Source organism: Bradyrhizobium sp. LCT2 (assembly GCF_009931255.1).
Lineage (GTDB): Bacteria > Pseudomonadota > Alphaproteobacteria > Rhizobiales > Xanthobacteraceae > Bradyrhizobium > Bradyrhizobium diazoefficiens.
Genome location: NZ_CP034432.1, coordinates 8781597 through 8807547, shown reverse-complemented (window position 1 = coordinate 8807547; position 25951 = coordinate 8781597). Strand labels below are relative to the sequence as shown.

The window sequence follows — 25951 nt, the reverse complement described above, 5'->3', positions numbered from 1 at the left end:
CAATGGACGCGATCAACCAGCCCCTGCTTGCCGTGCGCGACCTTTCGGTGGCCTTCCACCAGGGTGGCGCCACGACACTCGCGGTCGACAAGGTCTCGTTCCAGATCAAGCGCGGCGAATGCCTGGCGCTGGTCGGCGAATCCGGCTCCGGCAAGTCCGTGAGCGCGCTCTCGATCCTGAAGCTGCTGCCCTATCCGAACGCCTCGCATCCCTCGGGAAGCATCCGCTTCAAGGGACAGGAGCTGATCGACCAGTCCGAGCAGCAGATGCGGGAGGTCCGCGGCAGCGACATCTCCATCATCTTCCAGGAGCCGATGACCTCGCTCAATCCGCTGCACACGATCGAGGCGCAGATCGGCGAGATCATCCAGCTGCACAATCCCACCAGCAACGCGCTGGCGCGCAAGCGGACGCTGGAGCTGCTGACCCAGGTCGGCATCCCCGATCCGGAGACGCGGCTCAACAGCTATCCGCACCAGCTCTCTGGAGGCCAGCGCCAGCGCGTGATGATCGCGATGGCGCTCGCCAACGAGCCCGATCTGCTGATCGCCGACGAGCCGACCACGGCGCTGGACGTCACCGTGCAGGCGCAGATCCTGGCGCTGCTCGCCGAGATCCGCGCGCGGCTCGGCATGAGCCTGCTCTTCATCACCCATGATCTCGGCATCGTGCGCCGCATCGCCGACCACGTTTGCGTCATGAAGAGCGGCGAGATCGTCGAGCAGGGGCCGGTCGAGCAGGTGTTCAAGACGCCGAAGCATCCCTATACGCGCGACCTGCTCGCGGCCGAGCCGAAGCCGGATCCCGCGCCGCCGCAGCCGAATGCGCCGGTGGTGATGTCGGCCGACGATCTGAAAGTGTGGTTTCCGATCAAGCGCGGCTTGATGCGCAAGACGGTCGGCCACATCAAGGCGGTCGACGGCGTCAGCCTCGCCGTGCGCAAGGGCGAGACGCTCGGCGTCGTCGGCGAATCCGGCTCGGGCAAGACCACGCTGGGGCTGGCGCTGCTGCGGCTGATCTCCTCGAACGGGCGCATCGTGTTCCTGGGGAGAGACATCCAGGGCCTGCGCTTCAAGGAGATGCGGCCCTTCCGGCGCGACATGCAGATCGTGTTCCAGGATCCGTTCGGCTCGCTCAGCCCGCGCATGTCGGTCGCCGACATCATCGCCGAAGGCCTCACCGTGCATCAGCCGAAACTGTCGGGCGAGGAGCGTGAGGTGCGCGTCGTCAAGGCGCTCGAGGATGTCGGACTGAAACCGGACACCCGCTACCGCTATCCGCATGAGTTTTCCGGTGGCCAGCGCCAGCGCATCTCGATCGCGCGCGCGGTGGTGCTGGAGCCGGATTTCGTCGTGCTGGACGAGCCGACCAGCGCGCTCGACATGCTGTTCCAGGCGCAGATGGTCGATCTGTTGCGCGAGCTGCAGCGCAAGCGCGATCTCACCTACATGTTCATCTCGCACGATTTGCGCGTCGTCGCCTCGCTCGCCAGCCATCTGATCGTGATGCGCGGCGGCAAGGTGGTCGAGGAGGGGCAGGCGGCCGAGCTGTTCAAGAACCCGAAGAGCGATTACACGCGCGCGCTGTTCGCGGCAGCCTTCCGGCTGGAGACGGCCGGGAACGGCTCGGTGGCGACGTAGCCCGGCATTCCGGTCGCGCGACAGCGCGAGCCCCAGGGACGCTTCTGCTGGTGGCCGAAGCGGGCCGCACCTACCAGTCGGGTTGATCTACGCGGCGCGTTCCTTGTCTAATTGTTCCTCGACCGTGGTCGCTGTTTCTTCCAACTTCTTTTCGTAATTGCCCGCGAGCTTCTCAATACTATCGGCCCACATCCTCAGCATTGAGACCTGAAAGTGGATCATCGGCATCAAGGCATTCATGCCGATTGCTGTCGCTGCGGCGATGCGCCGTTGTGGGTCGCCCGCGAGATGGTTTGCAGTAACGGTCTTGTCTGCCATGCTGTTCGCTCCTTCGCGCTTGTGTTATGGCCTAAAGTCACCTCTCGGGTTGTGAATTGCGTGCTTCCAAACACTCGGCCAAAACGTGATCTGCCGCGAGTCGCGCACATTGGTCGTCATGCAATTCATCCAATTTTTTCAAGTAGGCGACTGCGGCGACTTGCAGGAGATCGAAATCATCTTCGCCGGTATCGCGAAGACTGGCGATGTAGCGATAGAGGGCGGAACGCCTGTTATCATTCTCGCTGATGCCGCTGTGGAGCAGCAGGTAGTTCCGCCAAGCGAACGCACACGCGCCTTCTCTGGCCTGAGAACTCATGGGGCACCTCCCAAAGGCAGAAAGACTGACGACATGTTTCGTTCCGCAATTCTCCCAATTGTAACGTTGTTCCGTAGTTGCGCCGCGAGATGCCTATCAGCCGGGGCGGGTTGCCTTTCGAGTGACGGGTTGCCCGAATGATCGTGCGTGTATTCCCTGGAAAATGAGCCCGGGGAACATACGAGACCTCCGGTTCTCTCTGCGCTGGAGTGTCGCAGCCGGCTTCGCTCAAATATGTCGATATCCACGGTAATATCTGGCCGTCGAGCTTACCGCGGAGGCGGTGATGGCTTCAAAGCTGTCCTCGGGCACTGTTGTCTTGCTACTGGTTGGAGCAACGGTGCTTTTGATCGCAAGTCGGCCACCTGTGTGGATGCTGCTGCTGCTCGGTTCCTTCGCGCTGGCGGCGCTGTATATCGTCGTGCGAACAAAGTCGCGTTACGATCCGCTCGATCCACGCTTCGGCAGCTGCATCCCTCCGATTTCCAAGCCGGAGGCCAGCGCCGGTAATGTGCCCAAGCAACATAGCGACGTCTGACATCCATCAGATGCGGATCCGCTTCCAAGACCGACATTCGGCCATACCGGTTTCAACGTCGCCTTCGGAGAGTAAAGCGGACGCGGCAAATTAGCGGTGAATTATGAGCACACGCCCTAGAGCCGCTTGATCGCCACGACCTCGCTGCCGGCCTGCTTGATCCGTGCAATGGCCGGCTCGATCGGCTCGATCACCGTCGCCATATGATGCGCGTTGGCGTGAACCATGGTGCCGGCGTCGCGGACGATGGCGACGTGGCCCTTCCAGAAGATTAGGTCGCCGCGTTGCAGCTTGCTCTGCCCGTGAGGCTCCAGGGCTCGTCCAAGGCCGGCCTGCTGCATGTCGCTGTCGCGCGGGCAGCCGGTGCCGGCCGCCGTCAGCGAGACCTGCACGAGACCCGAGCAATCGATGCCGAGGCTGCTCTTGCCGCCCCAGAGGTAGGGCGTGCCGACGAAGCGTTCGGCCACCGCAACGAAGTCCGGCTCGCGATGATCGAGCGGGCCGAGATGCGCCTTCGGCAGATAAGCTCCGTCGCGCGTCACCGCGAAGCTGCCGTCCTCGCGCGCCACCGCAATCTTCGATCCCATCACGAGCGTGCCGGCTGGCGGCAGCTTGATCGAGGGGCCCGGGAACGCAAACGTCCGCAGCGCGCTGACCTTGTGCGTCGGGGCGGCCGTCGGCTTCATGAGCGCCGCATCGGGAAGCCAGCCGACATAGCCGTCACTTCCCAGCTGGCCCCAGGCCCAGCCCTCGCCATTGCGATCGTAGACCGTGACGCGCTCGCCGCGCAGCGCCTCCGTCATCAGCATCGCGTCCGAGGACGGCTGTTCGCGCACCGCTGCAATCGCGTCCGTCACCTCGAATTCCTCGCCGGTGACGAAACGCTCCGCCTGCACCTTGCCTTCGAGATATTTGGCGGCGAGGTCGGCCCGCGCCGGTGTCAGCCTTGGATCGTGTCCTGGATCATGCATAGCGCTCGCTCAGCAATGTGTAGATGGCGCGCGCGGCCTGGCACTCGCCGCCTTCGGGGCGCGCCGGCTTCGCCGACGGCGTCCAGCCATAGATGTCGACATGCAGCCAGCTCTTGGCCTGCTCGACGAAGCGTTGCAGGAACAGCGCGCAGGTGATCGACCCGGCAAAGCCGCCGGACGGTGCGTTGGTGATGGTGGCGGTCTTGGAGTCCAGCCACGCATCGTAGGCCGGCCACAGCGGCATGCGCCACAACGGATCGTTCTCCTTGACGGCGCAGCGCGCGACGTCGGCGGCAAGCGTCTCATCATTGGTGTAAAAGGGCGGTAAATCCGGCCCCAGCGCGACGCGTGCAGCTCCCGTCAGTGTGCCGAGATCGATCAGCAGGTCGGGCTTCTCCTCGTCGGCGAGCGCCAGGGCATCGGCGAGCACGAGCCGCCCTTCGGCGTCCGTGTTGCCGATCTCGACCGTGATCCCCTTGCGCGATGTAAAAATGTCGAGCGGGCGGAAGGCATTGCCGGCGACCGCATTCTCGACCGCCGGAATCAGCACGCGCAGCCGGACCTTCAGCTTCGCGTCCATCACCATGCGCGCGAGCGCCAGAACGTTGGCGGCGCCGCCCATGTCCTTCTTCATGATCAGCATGCCGCTCGACGGCTTCAGGTCGAGCCCGCCGGTGTCGAAGCACACGCCCTTGCCGACCAGCGTCACCTTGGGATGGGCGGGATCGCCCCAGCTGATGTCGATCAGTCGCGGCGCGCGGTCCGAGGCCATGCCGACGGCGTGGATCAGGGGAAAATCCGTCCTCAGATCCTCGCCGATGGTGCAGGCAAAGCTCGCGCCGAATTCGCTGGCGAGCTCTTGGGCGGCTGCGGCGAGCTCCTCCGGCCCCATGTCGTTGGACGGCGTGTTGATGAGGTCGCGCGCCAGCATCGCGGCATCGGCCATGCGGCTGATCTCGACGGCGTCGACGCCGTCAGGCGGCACCAGGCGGACATCGGGGCTATCTGCCTTGCGGTAGCGGGCGAAGCGGTAGCAGCCGAGCGCGAAGGCGAGTGCGGCGAGCCGTGCATCGTGCGGTGCATTGGCAAAGCGATAGGTGCCCGGCGGCAACAGGCCGGGCAGGGCGCCCGGCCGGAACAGGTCGCGGGATCTTGCGCCCTCGTCCTCGATGCCGAACAGCACTTGCGCGATCGTACCGTCGGGGGCGGGCAGGGCGAGATAGCCGCCCGGCTTGGCGGCGAAGGCGTTCGCCGTGGCGAACTGGCGTTGCGCCGGCGGCAGCGTCTCGGCGACCTGATCCCAGCTCGACTTGGTGACGAAGGTGATCGGGATGGCGGTTGGCGACGTCTCGAAGACAGAAGGCATTGGCGGGTCCAGGTCGTCAGATCAAGCTGGTTATGCGGATGAGGGAGACTTCGCAGAGTTTTGCGGTGGCCGCAATCGGCTTTGCCGTCACCGTTGAGCGAGCGGCTACTCGCAGCAAGGGGGCCATGCTAGGTTCCGGCAACGGCCGCCAGGTGCAAGGAGATCGCCGGTGGCCGAAAGCGAAGCCTGCCGGGAGGAAATGCAATGGACGTCGTGTGGAGTATGGTCACTTTCATCGGCCAGGTCGTCGAGGCGATTTTCAGCTATGTCGAGCATCATCATTGGATCTTCGCGTTCCTTGCCGGCGGCTACGTCTTCTATCTCCACGACCGCTCCGTCCATGCGCGCTTCGACGCGCTCGACAAGCGCGTCGACGAAATCCGCAAGCGGCTTGCCATCGAATATTGATCGGGTGAAACGAAACCGGCGACGGGCAGATCTCCAGACCTGAACGAGCAGGTGAAGGCGTTCGGCCTCGACCTCGGTCTCGGCGGAGAGGTGCCGCCGCGGACGCCGCCGTGAGAGGGGCAGGCATCCCGGCGTTAACCGGCCATTAGGGTTAACAGTCTATTGCTGGCGCGTTCGGCTCGATCCATCCGCTCGAGAGTCAAAGCGTCATGCGTCAACGGTTCAGTCCTGCCCGGCTTCTCGCGTCTGCCTCGCTCGTTGCGGTGGTGGCCATGAGCCTCGGCGGCTGCACGGCAATGTCAAAGCTCTCCGACGTCACCGGCTCGATCGGGTCGCGGGCGGAGACTCCCCCTCCCAGCGATCCCGCAGGCGCCGTCGAAGTCTATGGCGAGCGTTACCGTGCCAATCCCAAGGATGCCGAGGCCGCGCTCGGATATGGCCAGGCCTTGCGCGCCAACGGCCAGCGCGCCCAGGCCGCCGCCGTTCTCGAGCAGGCGACCATCGCCAATCCCGGCAACAAGGCGCTGCTCGCCCAGTACGGCCGTGCACTCGCCGACAACGGCAATTTCCAGCAGGCCTTCGACGTGCTGTCGAAAGCGCATTCACCCGACAATCCGGACTGGCGTCTGCTCTCGGTGCAGGGCACGGCGCTCGATCAGATGGGCCGTCACGATGAGGCGCGTTCCTATTATGCGAGCGCGCTGAAGATCGCGCCGGGCGATCCCGGCGTGCTGTCCAATCTCGGCCTGTCCTACATGCTGTCGAGAGACCTTCCCAAGGCCGAAGAGGCGTTGCGGCAGGCCTACGCCTCGCCGCGCGCGAGCGCGCGGGTGCGGCAGAATCTCGGCCTGGTCGTCGGTCTCCAGGGCCGCTTTGCCGAAGCCGAGACTATCGTGAAGGCGGACCTGCCGCCGGAGCAGGCCGCAGCCAACGTCGCCTATCTCAAGGAAATGCTGAGCCGCAGCGACGTCCCACGCGGCGCACCGAAGCGGACGCCCGTCGCCGCGCTCAGCCGACCCGACTGATCCGACCCGATCGTCTCATCCCAAAGCCGCTCGCGCGAACCGCACGCGGCTCAAGTCTTGCGTCACTGCATCTCGGAGATCTTGATGCCGGTCGGCCCGAGAATGACGACGAACAGCACCGGCAGGAAGAACAGGATCATCGGCACCGTCAGCTTCGGCGGCAGCGCAGCGGCCTTCTTCTCGGCCTCGGTCATGCGCATGTCGCGGTTTTCCTGCGCCATGACGCGCAGGGAATGTCCGAGCGGAGTGCCGTAACGTTCCGCCTGCTGGAGCGCCAGACACACCGACTTGACGCCCTCGAGCCCGGTGCGCCGCGCCAGGTTCTCATAGGCGACCTTGCGGTCCTGCAAATAGGACAGCTCGGCGGTGGTCAGCGTGAACTCTTCCGACAGCGCGATCGACTGGCCGACGATTTCGGTGGCGACTTTCCGGAATGCCATTTCGACCGACATGCCGGATTCGATGCAGATCAGCAGCAGGTCGAGCGCGTCGGGAAAGGCGCGCTTGATCGAAAGCTGGCGCTTGGAGATCGCGTTCTTGAGGAACAGCATCGGGGCCTGAAGCCCGAGATAGGCGGCGCCGATGCAGATGCCGATCTTGACCGGCACCGGTTTCTCCATATGCGCGATCAGGAACACGTACAGGACCGAGCCCACGAACAGGGTGATCGGAGCGACCATGCGCGCAAACAGGAAGGTGATGTAGGGCGCCTGACCGCGGTAGCCGGCCATGATGAGCTTGTCGCGGGCAGCTTCCTGCGCGAGCCATTTGGTGAGGTTGAAATCCTCGACGACCTTGGAGACGAGCTGCTTCGGGGTCTGGCGCAGCGAGACCTTCTCGCTCTTGTTGAGGCGCTCGCGCTCGCGCTGCCGGATCCGCTCGCGCTCGCTCGCCACCGCCTTCATGCGCTTGGAGAGGCCTTCGCCGGCGAACAGTGGCATCACCAGCGTATAGACGGTAGCGCTGGCGGCGATGGCCGCCAGCAGCATGGTCATGAAACGGACGTCATGCAGTTTCGAAACCAGAAATTCGACCATACGCCACCGTCAGAAATCGAAGTTGATCATCTTCTTCATCACCATGATGCCGACCGACATCCAGACGACGCAGCCGACCAGCATGAGCTGGCCGGTAGGATGGGTCCACAGCAGGGAGATGTAGTGCGGCGTCGTGAGATAGACGAGAAACATCACGATCGGCGGCAGCGAGCCGATGATGGCGGCCGAAGCCTTGGCCTCCATCGACATCGCCTGGATCTTTTCCCTCATCTTCTTGCGGTCGCGCAGCACCTTGGAGAGGTTGCCCAGCGCTTCGGAGAGGTTGCCGCCCGACTTCTGCTGGATCGAGATGACGATGCCGAAGAAGTTGGCTTCCGGCAGCGGCATGCGATCGTAGAGGCGCGAGCAGGCTTCGCCGAGCGGCATGCCGATCGCCTGCGTCTCGATGATGGCCAGGAACTCGCTGCGCAGCGGCTCGGGCGAATCGGCGGCGACCACCTTGATCGATTCGAACAGCGGCAGGCCCGCCTTGATGCCGCGGACGATCACGTCCACGGCGTCGGGCAGCGCGGCCAGGAATTTGCTTTCGCGGCGCTTCTTCAGGAAGCTGAGTGCCCAGCGCGGCAAGCCGAAGCCGCCGGCGAAGGCGAGGCCGGCGCCGCCGAGCAGGCCGCCACCGACGAACATGGCGGCTACGAACAGCACGCCCGCCACGACGGCGGACACGATCCAGAATTTCTGCGGCGTCCAGTCCAGCCCCGCCTGCGACAGGCGGATGTTGAGCGGAACGCTCTTCTCCTGCTGACGTCGTGCCTCGAGATCCTTCAGCGAAGTCTCGACCTGCTCACGGCGTGAGCGCTGGCTCTTTTCGGTCTGCTTGGCCGCGGGCGCGTCGGCGCGCGCGATCGAGGCACGGCGGTTTTCCGCCTTCCGCTCCCCGGACAGCAATGGATAGAGGAAGACCCAGGCGATGCCGCCGACAGCGGCGGTGGCGAGGAAGGCGAGGGCGAGGACCTGCATGTTCATGGCGGTGCTGACCTGCTCACGTCGTTGGCGCCACTTCCGCCGCATCGAGTGCGGCGGCAAGGCGCTTCTCGTCGCCGTAATAGCGAGCGCGTTCCCAGAACTTCGGACGGCCGATGCCGGTCGAGCGGTGCCGCCCGATGATCTTGCCGTTGGCGTCCTCGCCGATCATGTCGTAGAGGAAGATGTCCTGGGTGATGATGGTGTCGCCTTCCATGCCCATCACCTCGGTGATGTGCGTGATGCGGCGCGAGCCGTCGCGCAGGCGCGCGGCCTGGACGATGACGTCGATCGAGGCGCAGATCATCTCGCGGATGGTCCGCGACGGCAGCGAGAAGCCGCCCATCGTGATCATGGATTCGCAGCGCGACAGCGCCTCGCGCGGGTTGTTGGCGTGCAGCGTGCCCATCGAGCCGTCATGGCCGGTGTTCATGGCCTGAAGCAGGTCGAACGCCTCGGGTCCGCGGACCTCGCCGACGATGATGCGTTCGGGGCGCATACGCAGGCAGTTGCGCACCAGCTCGCGCATGGTGATCTGGCCCTCGCCCTCGATGTTGGGCGGGCGGGTTTCGAGCCGCACCACGTGGGGCTGCTGGAGCTGAAGCTCGGCCGCGTCCTCGCAGGTGATGATGCGCTCGTCGTGCTCGATGTAGTTGGTGAGGCAGTTGAGCAGCGTGGTCTTGCCCGAGCCGGTACCGCCGGAGATCAGCACGTTGCAGCGGACGCGGCCGATGATCTGGAGGATCTCGGCGCCCTCCGGCGAGATTGCGCCGAACTTGACGAGCTGATCCAGGGTCAGCTTGTCCTTCTTGAACTTGCGGATGGTGAGTGCGGGCCCGTCGATCGACAGCGGCGGCACGATCGCGTTGACACGGGAGCCATCGGCAAGGCGCGCGTCGCAGATCGGCGAGGATTCGTCGACGCGCCGGCCGACCTGGCTGACGATGCGCTGGCAGATGTTGAGGAGCTGCTGGTTGTCGCGGAAGCGGATACCGGTGCGCTGGATCTTGCCGCCGACTTCGATGTAGACGGTGTTGGCGCCGTTGACCATGATGTCGGCGATGTCGTCGCGCGACAACAGCGGCTCCAGCGGGCCGTAGCCGAGCACGTCGTTGCAGATGTCGTCGAGCAGCTCTTCCTGCTCGGCGATCGACATCACGATGTTCTTGATCGCGATGATCTCGTTGACGATGTCGCGGATTTCCTCGCGGGCCGATTCCGAATCGAGCTTGGCGAGCTGGGCGAGGTCGATGGCCTCGATCAGCGCGCCGAAGATGGTCGCCTTGACCTCGTAGTAATTGTCCGAGCGGCGGGTTTCCATCGCCGGCGCAGGCCTCGCCGGGGCAAGCGGCGGCGAGGCGACGGCCGGCGGGGGCGGCGCGCGCGACACCGTCGGCGCCGGAGCCGGGGCAGGCTCTGGCGACACGGCGCCGGGCTTCGGGGCCCGAAGGTCGGTGTCTGTTCCGCTACGCTTACCGAACACTTAACGACTCCATGCGGCGGCTTATTTTCCCCGCAACTTATCAATCAGGGGTGAAAGCAGGGACGACTTTTGTTTCTTCGTTTCGCTGCGGCCGGTCAGGCGCTGGGCGATCTGGAGGAACATCTCGATCGATTTGTGGTTGGCGGAGATCTCCGCGATCATCTGGCCGTTGTTGGCCGCCGAGCCGAAGATCTGCGGCTCGAACGGGATCGAGACGACCGGCTGGCTCTCGATCGCCTTGGCGAACTCCGTCGCGGCGATTTCGGGACGTTTCGGCACTCCGACCTGGTTCAGGCAGTAGAGCGGCGGCCGGTCGTTGGGGCGCGAGGCCTTCAGCAGGTCGAACAGGTTCTTGGTATTGCGCAAATTGGCGAGGTCGGGCGCCGCCACGATCAGGATGTCGTCCGCCCCGATCAGAGCGCGCTTGGTCCAGCCCGACCATTGGTGCGGGATGTCGAGCACGATGCAGGGCATGGTGGAGCGCAGCGTGTCGAACACGGAATCGAAGGCGTCGGTGCCGAAATCATAGACCCGGTCCAGCGTCGCCGGCGCCGCCAGCAGGCTGAGGTGGTCGGTGCATTTCGACAGCAGGCGGTCGATGAAGGCGGTATCGACGCGATCGGGCGAGAACACGGCGTCCGCAATGCCTTGCGGCGGGTCCTGGTTGTAGTCGAGCCCGGCGGTGCCGAAGGCGAGGTCGAGATCGGCGACGACCGCGTCCATCGCGAGGTCGCGCGCGATCGCCCAGGCGACGTTATGGGAGATGGTGGACGCGCCGACGCCGCCCTTGGCGCCGACCACGGCGATGATGCGGCCGACCGCCTTGGCTTCCGGCGCGGAGAACAGGTTGCAGATCGAGCGCACGACGTCGATCGCGCCAACCGGCGCGAGCACGTAGTCGCTGACGCCGCGGCGCACCAGCTCGCGATAGAGCATGACGTCGTTGATGCGGCCGATCACGACCACGCGGGTGCCGGCGTCGCAGACGGTGGCGAGCTGGTCGAGCCCGCCCAGGAGGTCGTTGCGGCCGTCGCTCTCGAGCACGATCACGTTCGGCGTGGGCGCCGAGCGGTAGGCTTCGACCGCAGCCGCCATGCCGCCCATCTGGATCTTCAGGTGGGCCTTGCCGAGACGGCGATCCTCGCCGGCCGACTGTACCGCGGCAGCAGTTTCCACGGTCTCGCAGAAGGCCTGGACCGAGACGCGCGGCGCAGGCGCGATATGCTCCTCGGCCGGCGGCGGAGCTGCTTCCGGCTGCTCTTCGTGTGTTTGCCTGGCGTAGCTGATCATTTGCCGGTGTCGCTGAGTTTGGCCCTGTCGGCCTCAGGATAGGAGACCGCCGTCGGTACTCCCTTGCGATACTTCTCGAACGCGGCGGTGCGCCGTGTCGTATAGGAAGGTGTCTCCGGCCGCGGCTGCTCGAGGTCCGAGGGATTGTCGACCATGGCTGCGAGGTTGCGCTGATAGGCGCAGCCGTAATTGTAGTATTCCTTGTTCTCGAACCAGCCCTTGTTCTTCATCGAGGGGCCGATGTCCTCCGGCCACAGGCCGCAGGGGCCCGCGACTGCGGCGATCTTGGAATAGGTCAGCCGGATCGGCGGCAGGAAGCGCTTGTCTTCCGGCTGGTAGGGGCGGGCGATGATGCCGCGCGGCGGAACGCCCGCCGCCGCCAGCATCGCCTGGATCTCACGCATCGACTCCGCGACCGGACGCGCGTTGGGCGTGCCGGACGGCACGTCGATATGGATGGCGCCGGTGCCCTCATGCAGCCAGGCCGATGCCAGGCCCATCACGTCGGCGCGCTGGGCCGCGGTCAACCCGCCGCGGGCGTGGCCGACGAAGACGACGATCGAGCGGTTCTGCTCCTCGATCGCGATCGGATGACGCTGCTTGTAGCTGTCGGGAATGGAGGCGGTGACCGCTTCGTCGTGCTGGCAGCCGCCGAGCGCAAGCGCGATGCCGACGAGCGCGCCACCGAAGCCGATGGCGCCTCTGCGAATCTGGGGTGGTCTTGTGGTCATAACGAAGTCCCCGTTCCGCCTTAGTCGGTGATGAAGCCGTAGGTGCCGCGGTAGTTCCGGCCCGGCTCGGTCCGGCCAGGCACGCCGTAGATGCGGTTGATGTTGCCGAGCAGCTCGACCTGCGGATCGGCAGGCGCGGAGAATCCGTCATCCGGCCGCGACAGGTCCTTTTGCGCCACCGCGCGAACGATATAGGGCGTCACGATCACGACCAGCTCGGTCGCGTTGTTGACGAAGTCGCGGCTGCGGAACAGCGTGCCGAGGATCGGGAGCTGCATCAGGCCCGGCAGCCCGCTGACCGCCTGCTTGGTCTGCTGCTGGATCAGGCCGGCCATCGCCATCGCGCCGCCGGAGGGAATCTCCAGCGACGTCTCCGCCCGGCGGGTCTTGATCGAAGGCACCGTGAGCGAGTTCACCGACGTCGAGGTCACGGCCTGCGACAGCGTGATCGCATTCTCGTTCGACAGTTCCGAAACCTCGGTCATCACCCGCAGGCTGATCTTGCCCTCGGTCAGCACCACGGGCGTAAAGTTGAGCGAGATGCCGAACTTCTTGAAGCTGATCTGGGTTGTACAGACATGCGTCGTGGGATCGCACGCATAGCCCGCCGGTACCGGGAATTCGCCGCCGGCGATGAAGGTCGCCGACTCGCCGGAGATCGCGGTCAGGTTCGGCTCGGCCAGCGTCCGGATCACGCCGGCGGTCTCCATCGCGCGCAGGGTGGCCTGCACCGACGGCGTCGCGCCGAACTTCGTGGTCAGACTGTTGCCGTCCACCAGATTTTTGCCAAGAGCGGTGAACGGGTTGGAGTTGCTGAAGGTCACCACGGAGGTGCCGTAGTTGAGGTTGGCGGTGAGGTCGATGCCGAGCTGCTTGACGATGCTGCGCGCGACTTCGGCGACTGTCACCTTGAGCATGACCTGGTCGCGGCCGCGGACCACGATCGAGTTCACGACCTTGTCGGCGCCGCCGGCGAGGCGCGCTGCGAGATCGTTGGCCTGCTGCGCCTCCATCGGATTCGCCGCCGTGCCGGTCAGCACGATGCCTTCGCCGAGGCCGTCGATCTGGATGTCGGAATTGGGCAGGATCTGCTTCAGCGCGGCGCGCACGCCGTTGAGGTCACGCTTGACCGCGATGTCATAGGCCGCGATCTGCTGGCCGGCGGAATCGAAGAACACGATGTTGGTCTGCCCGACCGCGGCGCCGATGATGTAGGCGCGCTGCGACGAGCGGACCACCGCATTGGCGATCTTGGGGTCGGCGACCAGCACATCCTTGATGTCGCGCGGAAGGTCGATCACGATGGACTTGCCGACGCCGAGCGAGAGGAAGCGCGCGTTCATCTGGCCGTCGGCCGCGACCGGCGCTGCGGGGCGGTAGTCGGCGGCGACCACGGGGGTCAGTGCCGGGTTGAGCACCAGCGCGAGGGCGGCCGAAAACGACAGGGCGCGGACCATTGAGGTTCGCATCGTCGCCAAATCTGCCCTGCATTTCATATCGACTGACCTCATCGTGCCTTCGCCGTCGAGCTTGGGATACCGTAGCGAATGATCGAAACGCCATCGCGCCTCTGTGCGGAATCATCGAGCGTGATCTCGCTCATCTTGACGTCGACGATGCTGCGCAGCGCCAGCGACAGCGTGCCGCTCTGGCGGGCGGCGGAAAGCGTCGCCGTCTGCGTGGGGTTGAGCTCGAGGGTGGCGGTCTTGCCGACCACCGTATTCTGGCCGTCCTTCTCCTTCGGCGCCTGGTCGATGGCCAGGACGCGGATGTTGGCCAGGATGATCTCGGACGTGACGATATCGGGGGCGCCGTTGCTCGGGTCCGGGTTCTTGAGGCGGCGCGTCAGAAGCACGTCGACACGATCGTTGGGCAGGATGAAGCCGCCTGCGCCGGTCTCCGGCGAGATCTCGGTCGAGATCGCGCGCATGCCGGTGGGCAGGATTGCCGCCATGAAGCCGGAGCCTTCGGCCTTGACCAGCTTCTGGTCGCGGATCGGCTCACCCTGGATGAAGGGGGCGCGCGCGATCGAACCGGTCACCTGGGTCACGCCCTCGGGGCGCTCGTTGCGGCGGATGAAGGTGGCGCTGGCGGTCGCGGCCGGCCAGGTTTGCCATTGCACGTCTTCCGGTTTCACGGTCTGGCCGAGGCCGATGTCGTTCTTGGCCACCAGCACGTCGACGGTTGGAAGCTGCGCGACCGGAGCCGCCGGAGGCGGCGCAGAATTGTCCGAGCCGCTCGCCAGGTACGCGGCGACACCGCCGGCGCAGATGGCGACCGTCAGGACGACAATGCGTGCCCTATTCATACGCTTCACTTTCCAACAAACGCCGCGACGCAGCCGCCGCCGTAATCGGCAGTTGACCAGCTATTCGTCAAAGCATGGTTAATGAGGCGTATCTAAATCGCCTTAACGCCTGGTTTACCCGGAGCGTTCAACGCAGTGCGAGATGAGCGAGGTCGATCGCCTTCACCCACTCGGTTTCCGGGTAGACCATCAGTGCGCTCAGTGCGAGCGCGATGCCGTAGGGAATGCCGCTCTCCTTGGCGTGCAGTCGCGCAAGCCAGGCCTGGCCCGCAAGGCCGTAGGGCAGCGGCCATTGCCGGAACTGGAGCAGGAGCAGCGTCAGCGCTCCGCCGAACAGCGAGGCGTAGAGCAGGAAGTTCATCAATGGTGCGAAGCCGAACCAGAGCGCGACGGAGGCAGCGACCTTGGCGTCGCCGCCGCCGACCCAGCCCATCGCAAAACAGGTGAAGGCCACGACCAGGACAAGCGCGCCGGCGCCGACATGGCCCAGCATCTCGTAAGGTGCCATGCCACCGGAGAGGGCGAGCGCGAAGAAGCCTGCGACCAGCGCCAGCGAGACGCGGTTCGAGATCGTCATCGTGAAGAGATCGCTCGCGGCGGCGAACGCCATCAGGGCCGGGAAGAGCAGAAGGCGCGCAAGGTCGAGGATCATGGGCTGCGTCTTGAGGCCTGGGTTCGTCGCGATATCTGGCGTCGCCCGATGCTACCCGGCAGAGCTAAACAAACCGACAACGGCGGCTGTGGCCTTGACAGGGCGGATCGCGCGAGGAGTGCTCACCAGAGGCTGGCAATGCGCGCGGCGAGTGCGAGCGTCGCAAGCAGCAGTGCAAGGCAGACCCAGTAGGCCGGCGAGCCGGTCTGCGCCGCCTCCGCCTCGCTCGCCGCAACCGCGGCATCGGTTCTGTACTTGCGTAACGCCACTGGAACTCGCCGTACTCAGAAAAACAAAGGCCCCGGATGTCCGGGGCTTTTGCCGTCGCCTGTCGGTCGCTTACTTCAGCGAGGTGCTGATCGAGGTGAACTTGGTGTTCAGCGTGCTGCCGAGGTTGTTGACGACGGTGATGATGGCCAGCGCGATGCCGGCGGCGATCAGGCCGTATTCGATGGCGGTGGCGCCGGATTCATCCTTGGCGAAACGCGCAATCAGGTTCTTCATGAACAAACTCCATCTGGGGTTGGATCGCCTCGTTCGGCGCTGTCTTTGACGCTATGAGCATGAAAGCCGAGCTCTTTCGGTAGAGTTAATTCGATCGTGCAAACCCGATCCCTGCGCGATGCTTTTGCCCAGAGTGAATTTCGCCTTAAGGCCCGCTGGAATTCGCTGCGGTTCTAACGTACCGCAAGTGCGTCGCCGGCTTCACCCTCCCTTAAATTTCGCGGAGTAGGCGTAGGAGGACCAGCAATCCGGAAGAGAGGCGACGATGTCGAGCCTGCCCATGCAAGTCGCCCTGATGCTCGGCGAGACCATCGCGAAGGTGGTCCCCATCACCCTCGCGCTCGCGGCGGTCTTCACCGTGCTCGAGCATTTCTGGGCCTGCAATCCCGGCACGCCCTGGTGGCGCAAGCGGGAGATCGTCACCGACATCTGCTATTGGTTCTTCGTTCCGGTGTTCGCCCGCACCATGCGGATCGGGCTCTTGATCGTCGGCGCGAGTCTCCTCTTCAACATCCACGATGCCGACGGTCTCATCGCCTTCTACGACAATGGCCACGGCCCGCTGGCGCTATTGCCGCTCTGGGCCCAGGCTGTCCTCTTCCTGGTCCTGTCGGATTTCATGCTGTACTGGCTGCACCGGTTGTTCCATGGCGGCGAGTTCTGGAAGTATCACGCGATCCATCACTCCTCGGAGGAGATCAGCTGGATTTCGGCGGCCCGCTTCCATCCCGTCAATCTCGTGCTCGGCTCGATCGGGGTCGACGTCGTGCTGCTGATGGCCGGCATTTCCCCGAATGTCATGATCTGGCTTGCCCCGTTCACGACCTTCCACTCGGCCTTCGTGCACGCCAATCTGAACTGGACCTTCGGGCCGTTCAAATACGTGCTGGCGACGCCGGTGTTCCACCGCTGGCACCACACCTCGCTCGAGGAGGGCGGCGACACCAATTTCGCCGGGACCTTCCCGCTCTGGGACGTGCTGTTCGGCACCTTCCGCATGCCGGAGGGGCAACTGCCGCAGGATTACGGCAAGGACGAAGCGACCATGCCCAGGGAGATCGCGGGCCAGCTCGCTTATCCGTTCCGCCGCTAGCACGACCGCGAGGACCTTAAAACGCCAGTCCGCTCAAACAATAGTCGGCGAATTTGCGGAACGTTCACGAATTGAGGGCAGGTTAGCGCGGTCGGGCACCGGCTCCGCTGTATCAATCGCTTCTGCCGGTTTGTGACGTCCCGGGGGTAAGAGTATGTGTAAAGAACTGCTGCGCCGCCATGCGCGCGTGTGTCTTCTGGTTGCGGCCGCGGTGCTGGCATCGCCGGCTGCCGGTCTTGCCGAATCCACCGCCGATACCATCGCCGTCAATGTCGACCAGGCCAAGCTGGTCCGGCTGCCCGGCAAGGTTGCGACCATCGTGGTCGGCAATCCCCTGATCGCCGACGTCACGCTCCAGCCCGGCGGCATGATCGTCGTGACCGGGAAGGGCTACGGCGCCACCAATTTCATCGCGCTCGACAGGGGCGGCGAGATCCTGGTCGACCGCCAGATCCAGGTCGAAGGTCCGAGCGACCGGCTCGTCACCGTCTACCGCGGGGTCGAGCGTGAGTCCTATAGCTGCATGCCGATTTGCCAGCGTCGCGTGACGCTGGGCGACAGCGACAACTTCTTCAACACCACGATGAGCCAGGCCGGTTCGCTGAGCAGCAATGCCAGCGGCAACGCCGGCGCGGGCGCCAAGACCAACTAGCAAGACCGCCCGGTTCTTCGAACATGAAAAAAGGCCGTGCGTCGCGCACGGCCTTTTCTGTTGCGTTGGCTCGTTCGCGCGAGCCGAAGCTCCGTCGGCTCAGCCGGCGGAGCGAAGATTGTCGGCGGCCGACTTGCCGGACCGGCGATCGGCAACGATCTCGTAGGAGATCTTCTGGCCTTCGCGCAGCGTGCCGAGGCCGGCGCGCTCGACGGCGCTGATGTGCACGAACACGTCCTTGCCGCCGTCGTCGGGCTGGATGAAGCCAAAGCCCTTGGTCGCGTTAAACCACTTCACGGTTCCCATGCTCACGGGGGTAGTTCCTTCTCAGATACACAATGTAAGAGCCCGCTCGCGCGGGCAGGTTAGATCGAATTTCTGGAAGGGTCGTCAGCGTGTCTGAACCGGCTGTACCGGTGGATGCCAATGTCGTCCGGCCGAAAATCGATTAATTCATTTTATTGGAAATGAGGCTTCAAAACAATCCTGACGCGCACGATTTTTTGATCCGCCGCGATGTGCACGGCAGATCAGCATACAGGTCAGCATTTCGATTCCGCGCTTGCGCGCGGAATCGTCGTTCGCCGCCTAGCGGCGGCGGAACTGGCCACCGCGCTGCGCGCCACCCCGCGGCGGTCCGCCGGATGTTGCGGGACGTTCGTCCTTGTGGCGGAAAATCAGCCGGCCCTTTTCGAGATCGTAGGGCGACATCTCCACCGTCACGCGATCGCCCGCGAGCGTCTTGATGCGGTTCTTCTTCATCTTGCCGGCGGTGTAGGCAACGATCTCGTGCCCGGCGTCGAGCTGCACGCGGTAGCGGGCGTCGGGGAGGATTTCGGTGACCAGTCCTTCGAACTGGATCAGCTCTTCCTTAGCCATGAATGTCTCCAGGTCGTGGACGGCTAGTGCGAATAGGGTTTGCGAGTTGGTTGGCCCATCGGCCGACTGTCCCGGCGCAAAAAGGCAACGCCTTGTATCCCATCAGGCGTCCCAGCGCTATGCGCGGAACGCTGTTCAGGGCGGTCGGTTTGCGAAGAGTGCATCTTGCCGCCGGAGCGGCGGCGACGAGACCCCTTTGAGGCCTTCGGGCCGCTGCCGGGCCTTCCGTCGACGTGGCGCGCGTCGCCATGCCGGCCTTCACCGGGCCGTCCATCACCCTGCTTGCCGGCGCTGTGGTGGCGTCCGTCGCCGTGCCTTTCGTCGGTACGCCGTCCGTCACCGTGGCGCTCACCATGCCTTGCGCCTTGCGGACGCTGGCCCGGGCGGCCCGGCCGGCCCTGTCGTTGCTGCGACGGGGGCGGACCCGCATCGCGGCGGCCGGCATCGGTGCGGAGGTCTTCGCGCGGCAGCGCCACCTTGATCAGCCGCTCGATGTCGCGGAGATAGCTGAGCTCCTCGCCGCCTGCGACCAGCGAGATCGCGGTGCCTTCGGCGCCGGCGCGCGCGGTGCGGCCGATGCGGTGGACGTAAGTCTCGGGCACGTTGGGCAGGTCGAAATTGATGACGTGGGTGATGCCGTCGACATCGATGCCACGGGCGGCGATGTCGGTGGCGACCAGCGTGCGGATGTCGCCGGAGCGGAACTGGGCGAGCGTGCGCTCGCGATGGTTCTGCGACTTGTTGCCGTGGATGGCGCTGGCGGCGATGCCGGCCTTCTCGAGCGTCTTCACGACCTTGTCGGCGCCGTGCTTGGTGCGGGTGAAGACCAGCGCGCGGTTGATCGGCTCGTCCTTCAGGAGCTTGGTCAGGAAGGCGGGCTTGGCCGAGAAGTCGACCTGGAGGATACGCTGGTTGATGCGCTCGGCGGTCGAGGAGACCGGGGTCACCGCGACACGGGCCGGATCACGCAGCATGGAGTCGGCGAGCTCGGCGATGTCCTTGGGCATGGTGGCCGAGAAGAACAGCGTCTGCCGCTTGATCGGCAGCTTGGCGACGATCTTCCGGATGTCGTTGATGAAGCCCATGTCGAGCATGCGATCGGCCTCGTCGAGCACGAGGAATTCGACGCTGCCAAGCTTCAGCCCGTTGCTCTGCACGAGGTCGAGCAGGCGGCCGGGGGTGGCGACCAGCACTTCGACGCCCTGCATCAGCGAGCGGACCTGGCGGCCCATCGGCACGCCGCCGATGGCGAGCGTCGAGGACAGGCGGATGTGGCGGCCATAGGCGTTGAAGCTGTCGAGGATCTGGCCGGACAGCTCGCGGGTGGGCGACAGAACCAGGACGCGGGCCGTCTTCGGCTGCGGCTTGATGCGGTGCTCGAGCAGGCGATGCAGGATCGGCAGCGCGAAGGACGCGGTCTTGCCGGTGCCCGTCTGGGCGATGCCGACGACGTCGCGGCCGGTCAACGCCGTGGGGATGGTCTGGGCCTGGATGGGGGTGGGGGTGACGTAATTCTCTTCGGAGAGAGCGCGAGCGATCGGTTCGGCGAGGCCGAAGTCCTGAAACGAAGTCAAAAGATGGGTTCTTTCCATGTCAAAAGCGGGCGCCCGGCGCATTCAGCGCGGCGCGCGCAAACGGGTGTCGAGAAGACACCTGCGTGTTTGGGGTGTCGGATGGCTTGGGAGATATGGGGCAAGCCAGAGGCCCGTAGAGGGCTTAAGAACACGCGGCTCGCAACGACCCCTTGATTCGCAAGAGGTCTCGACCGTCATATGGAACATTGAGCGGGCGCTTTCAAGGCAGGCTGGCCCTAAATGGCGATTGCAGTGCAGAAATAGTTATGCCGGAAATTTAGACAGAAGCGTCATTTTGCTCAATAAATGAACTGTCTGCCGCATTAGAATACAATTTCATTGCACAAATCTTGAGCAATTAGCTCTCGGCGAAACTTCGATTTTTGCTAGATTATAAAGCAAAATCAATGTCTTGGTGCGTGTCTAGCCCATGGCATGGTTCTTGCGATTCCGTTAATCGCAGGCGGCCGTGGGGCCGTTTCGCAGCGTTTTTCACGTCTGCGTCAGGGAGATGATACACAAATGCGCACCAAATCCACTCACGATATAGCGGCGTCATTTAGCCGCCGCGGCGTGCTCGCCGCGACCGCCGGACTGATGCTCGGTCTGGCCTCCATTTCCGGCGCGAAGGCCGCGGACGACACCATCAAGGTCGGTGTGCTTCACTCTCTCTCCGGCACCATGGCCATCAGCGAAACCACGCTGAAGGACACCATCCTCTTCCTGATCGACGAGCAGAACAAGAAGGGCGGCGTGCTCGGCAAGAAGCTCGAAGCCGTCGTCGTCGACCCCGCTTCGAACTGGCCGCTGTTCGCCGAAAAGGCGCGCGAGCTGATCACCAAGGACAAGGTCTCGGTCGTGTTCGGCTGCTGGACCTCGGTGTCGCGCAAGTCGGTGCTCCCGGTCTTCAAGGAGCTGAACAACATCCTGTTCTACCCCGTGCAGTACGAGGGCGAGGAGAGCGAGCGCAACGTGTTCTACACGGGTGCTGCGCCGAACCAGCAGGCGATCCCCGCCGTCGACTATTTGATGAAGGACGAGAAGGTGAAGCGCTGGGTGCTCGCGGGCACCGACTACGTCTATCCGCGCACCACCAACAAGATCCTGGAAGCCTATCTGAAGTCGAAGGGTGTCGCCCAGGAAGACATCATGATCAACTACACGCCGTTCGGTCACTCCGACTGGCAGACAATCGTGGCCGACATCAAGAAGTTCGGCTCGGCCGGCAAGAAGACCGCGGTGGTCTCGACCATCAACGGCGACGCCAACGTTCCCTTCTATAAGGAGCTCGGCAACCAGGGTATCAAGGCGAAGGACATCCCGGTGGTCGCGTTCTCGGTGGGTGAGGAAGAGCTCGCCGGCATCGACACCAAGCCGCTGGTCGGCCATCTCGCCGCCTGGAACTACTTCGAGTCGATCAAGACCAAGGACGGATCGAACGAGAAGTTCATCAAGGACTGGCAGGCCTACACCAAGAACCCGAAGCGTGTGACCAACGACCCGATGGAAGCGCACGTGATCGGCTTCAACATGTGGGTGAAGGCGGTCGAGAAGGTGAAGTCGACCGATCCGGACAAGGTGATCGACGCGCTTCCCGGCATCGAGGCGCCGAACCTGACCGGTGGCGTGTCGAAGATGCTGCCGAACCACCACATCACCAAGCCGGTGTTCATCGGCGAGATCAAGGGCAACGGCCAGTTCGACGTGGTCTGGAAGACCCCGGGTCTTGTCGCGGGCGATGCCTGGTCGAAGGAGCTCGACGGCTCCAAGGACCTGATCGGCGATTGGGTCGGCAAGAAGTGCGGCAACTTCAACACCAAGACCAACAAGTGCCTGGGTTCGGGCTCCTGATCCGGGCCTGACCGTATCTATGCACGCGACCGGAGAGGGCGGCGATCCCGCCGCCTTCTCCACTCATTTCTGCCGGGGTCATTCACAGTGCCAGCTAATTTGTCCGCCCGCCTCTGTTCGCTCCTGCTCTCGTTGTTCCTGATCGCGTTCGCACTGCCGGCCTTCGCCGGTCCGTTCGAGGATGCGGTCGCCAAATTCGCCAACGATGATTATTCCGACACGGAAGAGGCGATCGGCGTGGTCGCGAGCAGCGGCAATCCGCTGGCCTTCCCCATCATCAGCGCGCTCCAGGACGGCCGCCTCATGGCCGATCCGGACAGCAAGAAGGTTTACGTCACCGGCACCGACGGCAAGTCGATCGACGCCGCGACCGGCCAGGCGGTGGCTAGCGTTCCCGATAGTGCGAGCGCGGTCCGCCTCAACAACCGTCTGCGCCGCAGCGTCGATGCCGCGGTCGGCAGCCTGACGCTTCAGTCGCCGGACGTCGGAACGCGCCTCCAGGCCGCGCAATCCGTCTTCAAGTCGCATGAGGAGACCGCGCTCGAAGCCGTCGATGCCGCGCTCGCCAAGGAAACCAACAAATCAGTCAAGGCTACGCTCGGCGAAGCCCGCGCGGCGATCCTGCTGTTCAAGCCGGACGCCACCGAGGTCGAGAAGCTCGAGGCCGTCGCCACCCTCAGGGCGCGCGGCGACCAGGAGGCGATGGCGCTGCTCACCGGCATGGGCGACCAGCCGGCCTCGGTGACCAAGGCCGCCGCGAGTGCGATCGGCTCGATCCAGAGTTCGCTCGCGGTCTGGTCCACGGTGCAGAATGCCTGGTACGGCCTCTCGCTCGGCTCAGTGCTGCTGCTCGCGGCGATCGGGCTCGCCATCACCTTCGGCGTGATGGGCGTCATCAACATGGCCCATGGCGAAATGGTGATGTTAGGGGCCTACACCACCTTCGTGGTGCAGGAGGTGATCCGCACCCGCTATCCCGGTCTGTTCGACTATTCCTTGCTGATCGCCGTGCCGCTGGCCTTTCTCGTCGCCGGCGCGATCGGCGTGTTGATCGAGCGCAGCATCATTCGCTTCCTCTACGGCCGTCCGCTGGAGACGCTGCTGGCGACCTGGGGCCTGTCGCTGGTGCTCCAGCAGGCGGTCCGCACTATGTTCGGCCCGACCAACCGCGAGGTCGGCAACCCCTCCTGGATGAGCGGCGCCTTCGAGCTCGGCCAGATCACCATTACCTATAACCGGCTCTGGATCCTCTGCTTCACGCTCGCCGTGTTCGCGATCCTGCTCGCGATGCTGCGCTACACCGCGCTGGGCCTGGAGATGCGCGCTGTGACGCAGAACCGGCGCATGGCGGCCTCGATGGGCATCGCCACCTCGCGCGTCGACGCGCTCACCTTCGGCCTCGGTTCGGGCATTGCCGGCATCGCCGGCGTGGCGCTGTCGCAGATCGACAATGTCAGCCCCAATCTCGGCCAGAGCTACATCATCGACAGCTTCATGGTCGTGGTGTTCGGCGGGGTCGGCAATCTCTGGGGCACGCTGGTCGGCGCCTTCACGCTCGGCATCGCCAACAAGTTCCTGGAGCCGGTCGCAGGCGCCGTGCTCGGCAAGATCGCCATCCTGGTTCTCATCATCCTTTTCATTCAAAAGCGGCCGCGCGGTCTGTTCGCGCTCAAGGGCCGTGCGGTGGAAGCATGACCCCTCACATGCTGACGCGATCACTGGACCGCAGCGCGACGATCTTCCTGCTGGTTGTCGCCGCGCTGGGCGTGCTGATCCCGTTGTCCAACCTGCTGCTGCCCGCGGGCTCGTTCCTGCAAGTGCCGACCTATCTGGTCGCGCTCTGGGGCAAGTATGTCTGCTACGCCATCCTGGCGCTCGCGATCGACCTGATCTGGGGCTATTGCGGCATCCTCTCGCTCGGCCACGGGGCTTTCTTCGCGCTCGGCGGCTACGCGATGGGCATGTACCTGATGCGGCAGATCGGCACCCGCGGCGTCTACGGCAACCCTATCCTGCCCGACTTCATGGTGTTCCTGAACTATTCGAAGCTGCCCTGGTACTGGTACGGCTTCGACATGTTCTGGTTCGCCGCGCTGATGGTGCTGGTCGTGCCGGGCCTGCTCGCCTTCTGCTTCGGCTGGCTCGCCTTTCGCTCCCGCGTCACCGGCGTGTATCTGTCGATCATCACGCAGGCGATGACCTATGCGCTGCTGCTCGCCTTCTTCCGCAACGATTTCGGCTTCGGCGGCAACAACGGCCTGACCGACTTCAAGGACATTTTGGGCTTCAACGTGCAGGCGGAAGGGACTCGCGCCGCGCTGTTCGCGCTGAGCTGCCTGGCGCTGATCCTGGGCTTCCTGGTCTGCCGCGCCATCGTCTCGTCCAAGCTCGGCAAGGTGCTGATCGCGGTGCGTGATGCGGAATCGCGCACCCGCTTCCTCGGCTACCGGGTCGAATCCTACAAGCTGTTCGTGTTCACGGTGTCGGCTTGCATGGCCGGCGTTGCCGGCGCGCTCTACGTGCCGCAGGTCGGCATCATCAATCCGAGCGAATTCGCGCCGGGCAATTCGATCGAGGCGGTGATCTGGGTCGCGGTCGGCGGCCGCGGCACGCTGGTGGGCGCGGCGCTCGGCGCCGTCGTCGTCAATTACGCAAAAACGTTCTTCACCTCGGGCATGCTGGCGCCGTACTGGCTGTTCATGCTCGGCGCGTTGTTCATCCTGGTGACGCTGCTGCTGCCCAAGGGCATCGTCGGTACCTTCAACACCTGGTGGGACGCGTCGAAGGAAAAACGTCCCGCGGCGACCACGGCGAGTGCCGCGGCCGAGGACGGCGTCACCGAACCCAAGATGGCGGAGTAGGCGCAATGAACGTCATGGACACCCGCGCGACCTCCGCAATGCTCTACCTCGACGGCGTGCACGTCTCCTTCGACGGCTTTCACGCCATCAACAATCTGTCGCTGACGCTCGAGCCCGGCGAGATGCGCGCCGTCATCGGCCCGAATGGCGCCGGCAAGACCACGATGATGGACATCATCACCGGCAAGACCAAGCCCGACGAGGGCACCGTACTGTTCGACGGCGTCACCGACCTGACGCGACTGGATGAGACCCGGATTGCCGAGCTCGGCATCGGCCGGAAATTTCAGAAGCCCACCGTGTTCGAGAGCCAGACCGTGCAGGACAACCTGCTGCTGGCGCTCAATGTTGATCACAGCGTCAAGGGCACGCTGTTCTGGCGTGGCAGCAAGGCCGAGTCCGAGCGCATCGACAAGGTGCTGGAGACGATTCGCCTCACCGAGGCGCGCAACCGGCTGGCCGGCAGCCTCAGCCACGGCCAAAAGCAATGGCTCGAGATCGGCATGCTGCTAGCGCAGGATCCGAAGCTCTTGCTGGTCGACGAGCCCGTCGCCGGCATGACCGATGTCGAGACGCATCTCACGGCCGAGCTGCTGAAAGAGATCAACAAGACCCACACCGTCATGGTGGTCGAGCACGACATGACGTTCGTGCGCGAGCTCGGCGTCAAGGTCACCTGCCTGCACGAAGGCTCGGTGCTCGCGGAAGGTACCATCGACCAGGTCTCGTCCAACGAGCGGGTCATCGAAGTCTATCTGGGACGCTGACCGATGCTCGAAGTCAAAGACATCAACCTGTTCTACGGCGCGGCGCAGGCGCTGCGCGGCGTCTCGATTGCGGCCGAGCCCGGCAAGGTGACCTGCGTGCTCGGGCGCAACGGCGTCGGCAAGACCTCGCTGCTGCGGGCCATGGTTGGGCAATATCCCATCTCCTCCGGCGCGATCGTGTTCGACGGCAGCGACATCACGGGCCTCAAGCCTTACGAGCGGGCGCGCAAGGGCATTGGCTTCGTGCCGCAGGGCCGCGAGATCTTTCCGCTGCTCACGGTCGAGGAGAATCTCAAGACCGGCTTCGGTCCGCTCAAGCGCGAGGACAGGCACATCCCGGACGACGTGTTCTCGCTGTTTCCGGTGCTGCAATCCATGCTCGGCCGCCGCGGCGGCGATCTCTCCGGCGGCCAGCAGCAGCAGCTCGCGATCGGGCGTGCGCTGGTGATGCGGCCGAAGCTGCTGCTGCTCGACGAGCCGACCGAGGGCATCCAGCCCTCGATCATCAAGGACATCGGCCGCGCCATCTCCTACTTGCGCAACCTCGGCAACATCGCCATCGTGCTGGTCGAACAATATCTCGACTTTGCCTGCGAACTCGGCGACAGTTTCGCCGTGATGGATCGCGGCGCGGTGAAGTTCACCTGCGACCGCACCAATCTCGACGCGAGCGAGATCAGCCGTCAGATGGCTCTGTAAG

Annotated in this window: 28 protein-coding genes; 11 read left to right on the top strand and 17 right to left on the bottom strand. The window is 64.6% G+C overall.

Annotated features, from left to right (window positions below):
- Positions 1-2 precede the first annotated feature (2 nt).
- Positions 3-1640, top strand: coding sequence for an ABC transporter ATP-binding protein (locus tag EI171_RS41605; protein ID WP_038965361.1), 1638 nt, complete (start codon positions 3-5; stop codon positions 1638-1640).
- Between the two features lie 87 nt (positions 1641-1727).
- On the opposite strand, the gene EI171_RS41600 is transcribed toward EI171_RS41605, so the two are convergent.
- A complete protein-coding gene (locus EI171_RS41600) occupies positions 1728-1958 on the bottom strand; it encodes a hypothetical protein (protein WP_028173511.1) in 231 nt (76 codons plus the stop codon).
- 37 nt (positions 1959-1995) lie between these two features.
- Positions 1996-2277 carry a hypothetical protein gene (locus EI171_RS41595; RefSeq protein ID WP_028173510.1) on the bottom strand — a complete coding sequence of 94 codons (282 nt, stop codon included), beginning with the start codon at positions 2275-2277 and terminating at the stop codon, positions 1996-1998.
- 286 nt (positions 2278-2563) lie between these two features.
- Between EI171_RS41595 and EI171_RS45175 the strand changes: the two genes are divergently transcribed.
- Positions 2564-2815 (top strand): hypothetical protein, encoded by a 252-nt coding sequence (locus EI171_RS45175; RefSeq protein ID WP_202633235.1) that lies wholly within the window; start codon positions 2564-2566, stop codon positions 2813-2815.
- Between the two features lie 116 nt (positions 2816-2931).
- On the opposite strand, the gene EI171_RS41590 is transcribed toward EI171_RS45175, so the two are convergent.
- Both EI171_RS41590 and EI171_RS41585 read right to left on the bottom strand, forming a co-directional pair.
- Positions 2932-3786 carry a C40 family peptidase gene (locus EI171_RS41590; protein WP_011084247.1) on the bottom strand — a complete coding sequence of 285 codons (855 nt, stop codon included), beginning with the start codon at positions 3784-3786 and terminating at the stop codon, positions 2932-2934.
- Positions 3779-5152: a M17 family metallopeptidase gene (locus EI171_RS41585; protein WP_161536625.1), complete on the bottom strand. Its 1374-nt coding sequence runs from the start codon at positions 5150-5152 to the stop codon at positions 3779-3781. The genes EI171_RS41590 and EI171_RS41585 overlap by 8 nt, the downstream gene beginning before the upstream one ends.
- A gap of 204 nt (positions 5153-5356) precedes the next feature.
- Here EI171_RS41585 and EI171_RS41580 point away from each other — a divergent pair, with 204 nt between their 5' ends.
- Both EI171_RS41580 and EI171_RS41575 read left to right on the top strand, forming a co-directional pair.
- On the top strand, positions 5357-5560 hold the full coding sequence (locus EI171_RS41580) for a hypothetical protein (protein WP_011084249.1): 204 nt from the start codon (positions 5357-5359) through the stop codon (positions 5558-5560).
- 209 nt (positions 5561-5769) lie between these two features.
- On the top strand, positions 5770-6585 hold the full coding sequence (locus EI171_RS41575) for a tetratricopeptide repeat protein (RefSeq protein ID WP_161536624.1): 816 nt from the start codon (positions 5770-5772) through the stop codon (positions 6583-6585).
- A 62-nt stretch (positions 6586-6647) separates the two neighbouring features.
- Here the strand turns inward: EI171_RS41575 and EI171_RS41570 are convergent, their stop codons facing one another.
- The 10 genes from EI171_RS41570 to EI171_RS41530 form a co-directional block, all read right to left on the bottom strand.
- Positions 6648-7622 (bottom strand): type II secretion system F family protein, encoded by a 975-nt coding sequence (locus tag EI171_RS41570; RefSeq protein WP_011084251.1) that lies wholly within the window; start codon positions 7620-7622, stop codon positions 6648-6650.
- A 9-nt stretch (positions 7623-7631) separates the two neighbouring features.
- Positions 7632-8609: a type II secretion system F family protein gene (locus EI171_RS41565; protein ID WP_028173506.1), complete on the bottom strand. Its 978-nt coding sequence runs from the start codon at positions 8607-8609 to the stop codon at positions 7632-7634.
- A gap of 16 nt (positions 8610-8625) precedes the next feature.
- Positions 8626-10089, bottom strand: coding sequence for a CpaF family protein (locus tag EI171_RS41560; protein ID WP_028173505.1), 1464 nt, complete (start codon positions 10087-10089; stop codon positions 8626-8628).
- A gap of 21 nt (positions 10090-10110) precedes the next feature.
- Positions 10111-11379, bottom strand: coding sequence for an AAA family ATPase (locus tag EI171_RS41555; RefSeq protein ID WP_011084254.1), 1269 nt, complete (start codon positions 11377-11379; stop codon positions 10111-10113).
- Entirely contained in the window at positions 11376-12110 is a 735-nt protein-coding gene (locus EI171_RS41550) for a CpaD family pilus assembly protein (RefSeq protein WP_161536623.1), read from the bottom strand. Before EI171_RS41550 ends, EI171_RS41555 begins: the two co-directional genes overlap by 4 nt.
- Positions 12111-12130: 20 nt before the next feature.
- The gene (locus tag EI171_RS41545) at positions 12131-13606 is read right to left on the bottom strand and encodes a type II and III secretion system protein family protein (RefSeq protein WP_028173504.1); all 1476 of its coding nucleotides are present in this window, start codon (positions 13604-13606) and stop codon (positions 12131-12133) included.
- A gap of 11 nt (positions 13607-13617) precedes the next feature.
- Positions 13618-14418, bottom strand: coding sequence for a Flp pilus assembly protein CpaB (gene cpaB, locus EI171_RS41540; RefSeq protein ID WP_028173503.1), 801 nt, complete (start codon positions 14416-14418; stop codon positions 13618-13620).
- Between the two features lie 127 nt (positions 14419-14545).
- Positions 14546-15070 (bottom strand): prepilin peptidase, encoded by a 525-nt coding sequence (locus EI171_RS41535; RefSeq protein WP_060909182.1) that lies wholly within the window; start codon positions 15068-15070, stop codon positions 14546-14548.
- 122 nt (positions 15071-15192) lie between these two features.
- Positions 15193-15339, bottom strand: coding sequence for a hypothetical protein (locus EI171_RS45170; protein ID WP_165448137.1), 147 nt, complete (start codon positions 15337-15339; stop codon positions 15193-15195).
- 70 nt (positions 15340-15409) lie between these two features.
- Positions 15410-15574 carry a Flp family type IVb pilin gene (locus tag EI171_RS41530; RefSeq protein ID WP_011084259.1) on the bottom strand — a complete coding sequence of 55 codons (165 nt, stop codon included), beginning with the start codon at positions 15572-15574 and terminating at the stop codon, positions 15410-15412.
- A gap of 265 nt (positions 15575-15839) precedes the next feature.
- Between EI171_RS41530 and EI171_RS41525 the strand changes: the two genes are divergently transcribed.
- A complete protein-coding gene (locus EI171_RS41525) occupies positions 15840-16667 on the top strand; it encodes a sterol desaturase family protein (RefSeq protein ID WP_011084260.1) in 828 nt (275 codons plus the stop codon).
- A 154-nt stretch (positions 16668-16821) separates the two neighbouring features.
- Positions 16822-17319 (top strand): pilus assembly protein N-terminal domain-containing protein, encoded by a 498-nt coding sequence (locus EI171_RS41520; protein ID WP_161536622.1) that lies wholly within the window; start codon positions 16822-16824, stop codon positions 17317-17319.
- A 99-nt stretch (positions 17320-17418) separates the two neighbouring features.
- Here EI171_RS41520 and EI171_RS41515 read toward each other — a convergent pair whose 3' ends face one another.
- From EI171_RS41515 to EI171_RS41505, 3 genes are all read right to left on the bottom strand, one after another.
- Positions 17419-17631 carry a cold-shock protein gene (locus EI171_RS41515; RefSeq protein ID WP_011084262.1) on the bottom strand — a complete coding sequence of 71 codons (213 nt, stop codon included), beginning with the start codon at positions 17629-17631 and terminating at the stop codon, positions 17419-17421.
- A 276-nt stretch (positions 17632-17907) separates the two neighbouring features.
- A complete protein-coding gene (gene infA, locus EI171_RS41510; RefSeq protein ID WP_011084263.1) occupies positions 17908-18198 on the bottom strand; it encodes a translation initiation factor IF-1 in 291 nt (96 codons plus the stop codon).
- A 23-nt stretch (positions 18199-18221) separates the two neighbouring features.
- Positions 18222-19814, bottom strand: coding sequence for a DEAD/DEAH box helicase (locus EI171_RS41505; RefSeq protein ID WP_161536621.1), 1593 nt, complete (start codon positions 19812-19814; stop codon positions 18222-18224).
- Between the two features lie 480 nt (positions 19815-20294).
- Between EI171_RS41505 and urtA the strand changes: the two genes are divergently transcribed.
- From urtA to urtE, 5 genes are all read left to right on the top strand, one after another.
- Positions 20295-21623, top strand: coding sequence for an urea ABC transporter substrate-binding protein (gene urtA / locus EI171_RS41500; RefSeq protein WP_028173500.1), 1329 nt, complete (start codon positions 20295-20297; stop codon positions 21621-21623).
- Positions 21624-21710: 87 nt separating this feature from the next.
- Complete coding sequence (gene urtB, locus EI171_RS41495; protein WP_038965365.1) at positions 21711-23318, top strand: urea ABC transporter permease subunit UrtB; 1608 nt, start codon at positions 21711-21713, stop codon at positions 23316-23318.
- Entirely contained in the window at positions 23315-24484 is a 1170-nt protein-coding gene (gene urtC, locus EI171_RS41490; RefSeq protein ID WP_011084267.1) for an urea ABC transporter permease subunit UrtC, read from the top strand. Before urtB ends, urtC begins: the two co-directional genes overlap by 4 nt.
- 5 nt (positions 24485-24489) lie before the next feature.
- Positions 24490-25251 carry an urea ABC transporter ATP-binding protein UrtD gene (gene urtD, locus EI171_RS41485; RefSeq protein ID WP_161536620.1) on the top strand — a complete coding sequence of 254 codons (762 nt, stop codon included), beginning with the start codon at positions 24490-24492 and terminating at the stop codon, positions 25249-25251.
- Positions 25252-25254: 3 nt separating this feature from the next.
- The gene (urtE, locus tag EI171_RS41480) at positions 25255-25950 is read left to right on the top strand and encodes an urea ABC transporter ATP-binding subunit UrtE (RefSeq protein WP_011084269.1); all 696 of its coding nucleotides are present in this window, start codon (positions 25255-25257) and stop codon (positions 25948-25950) included.
- Position 25951 lies beyond the last annotated feature (1 nt).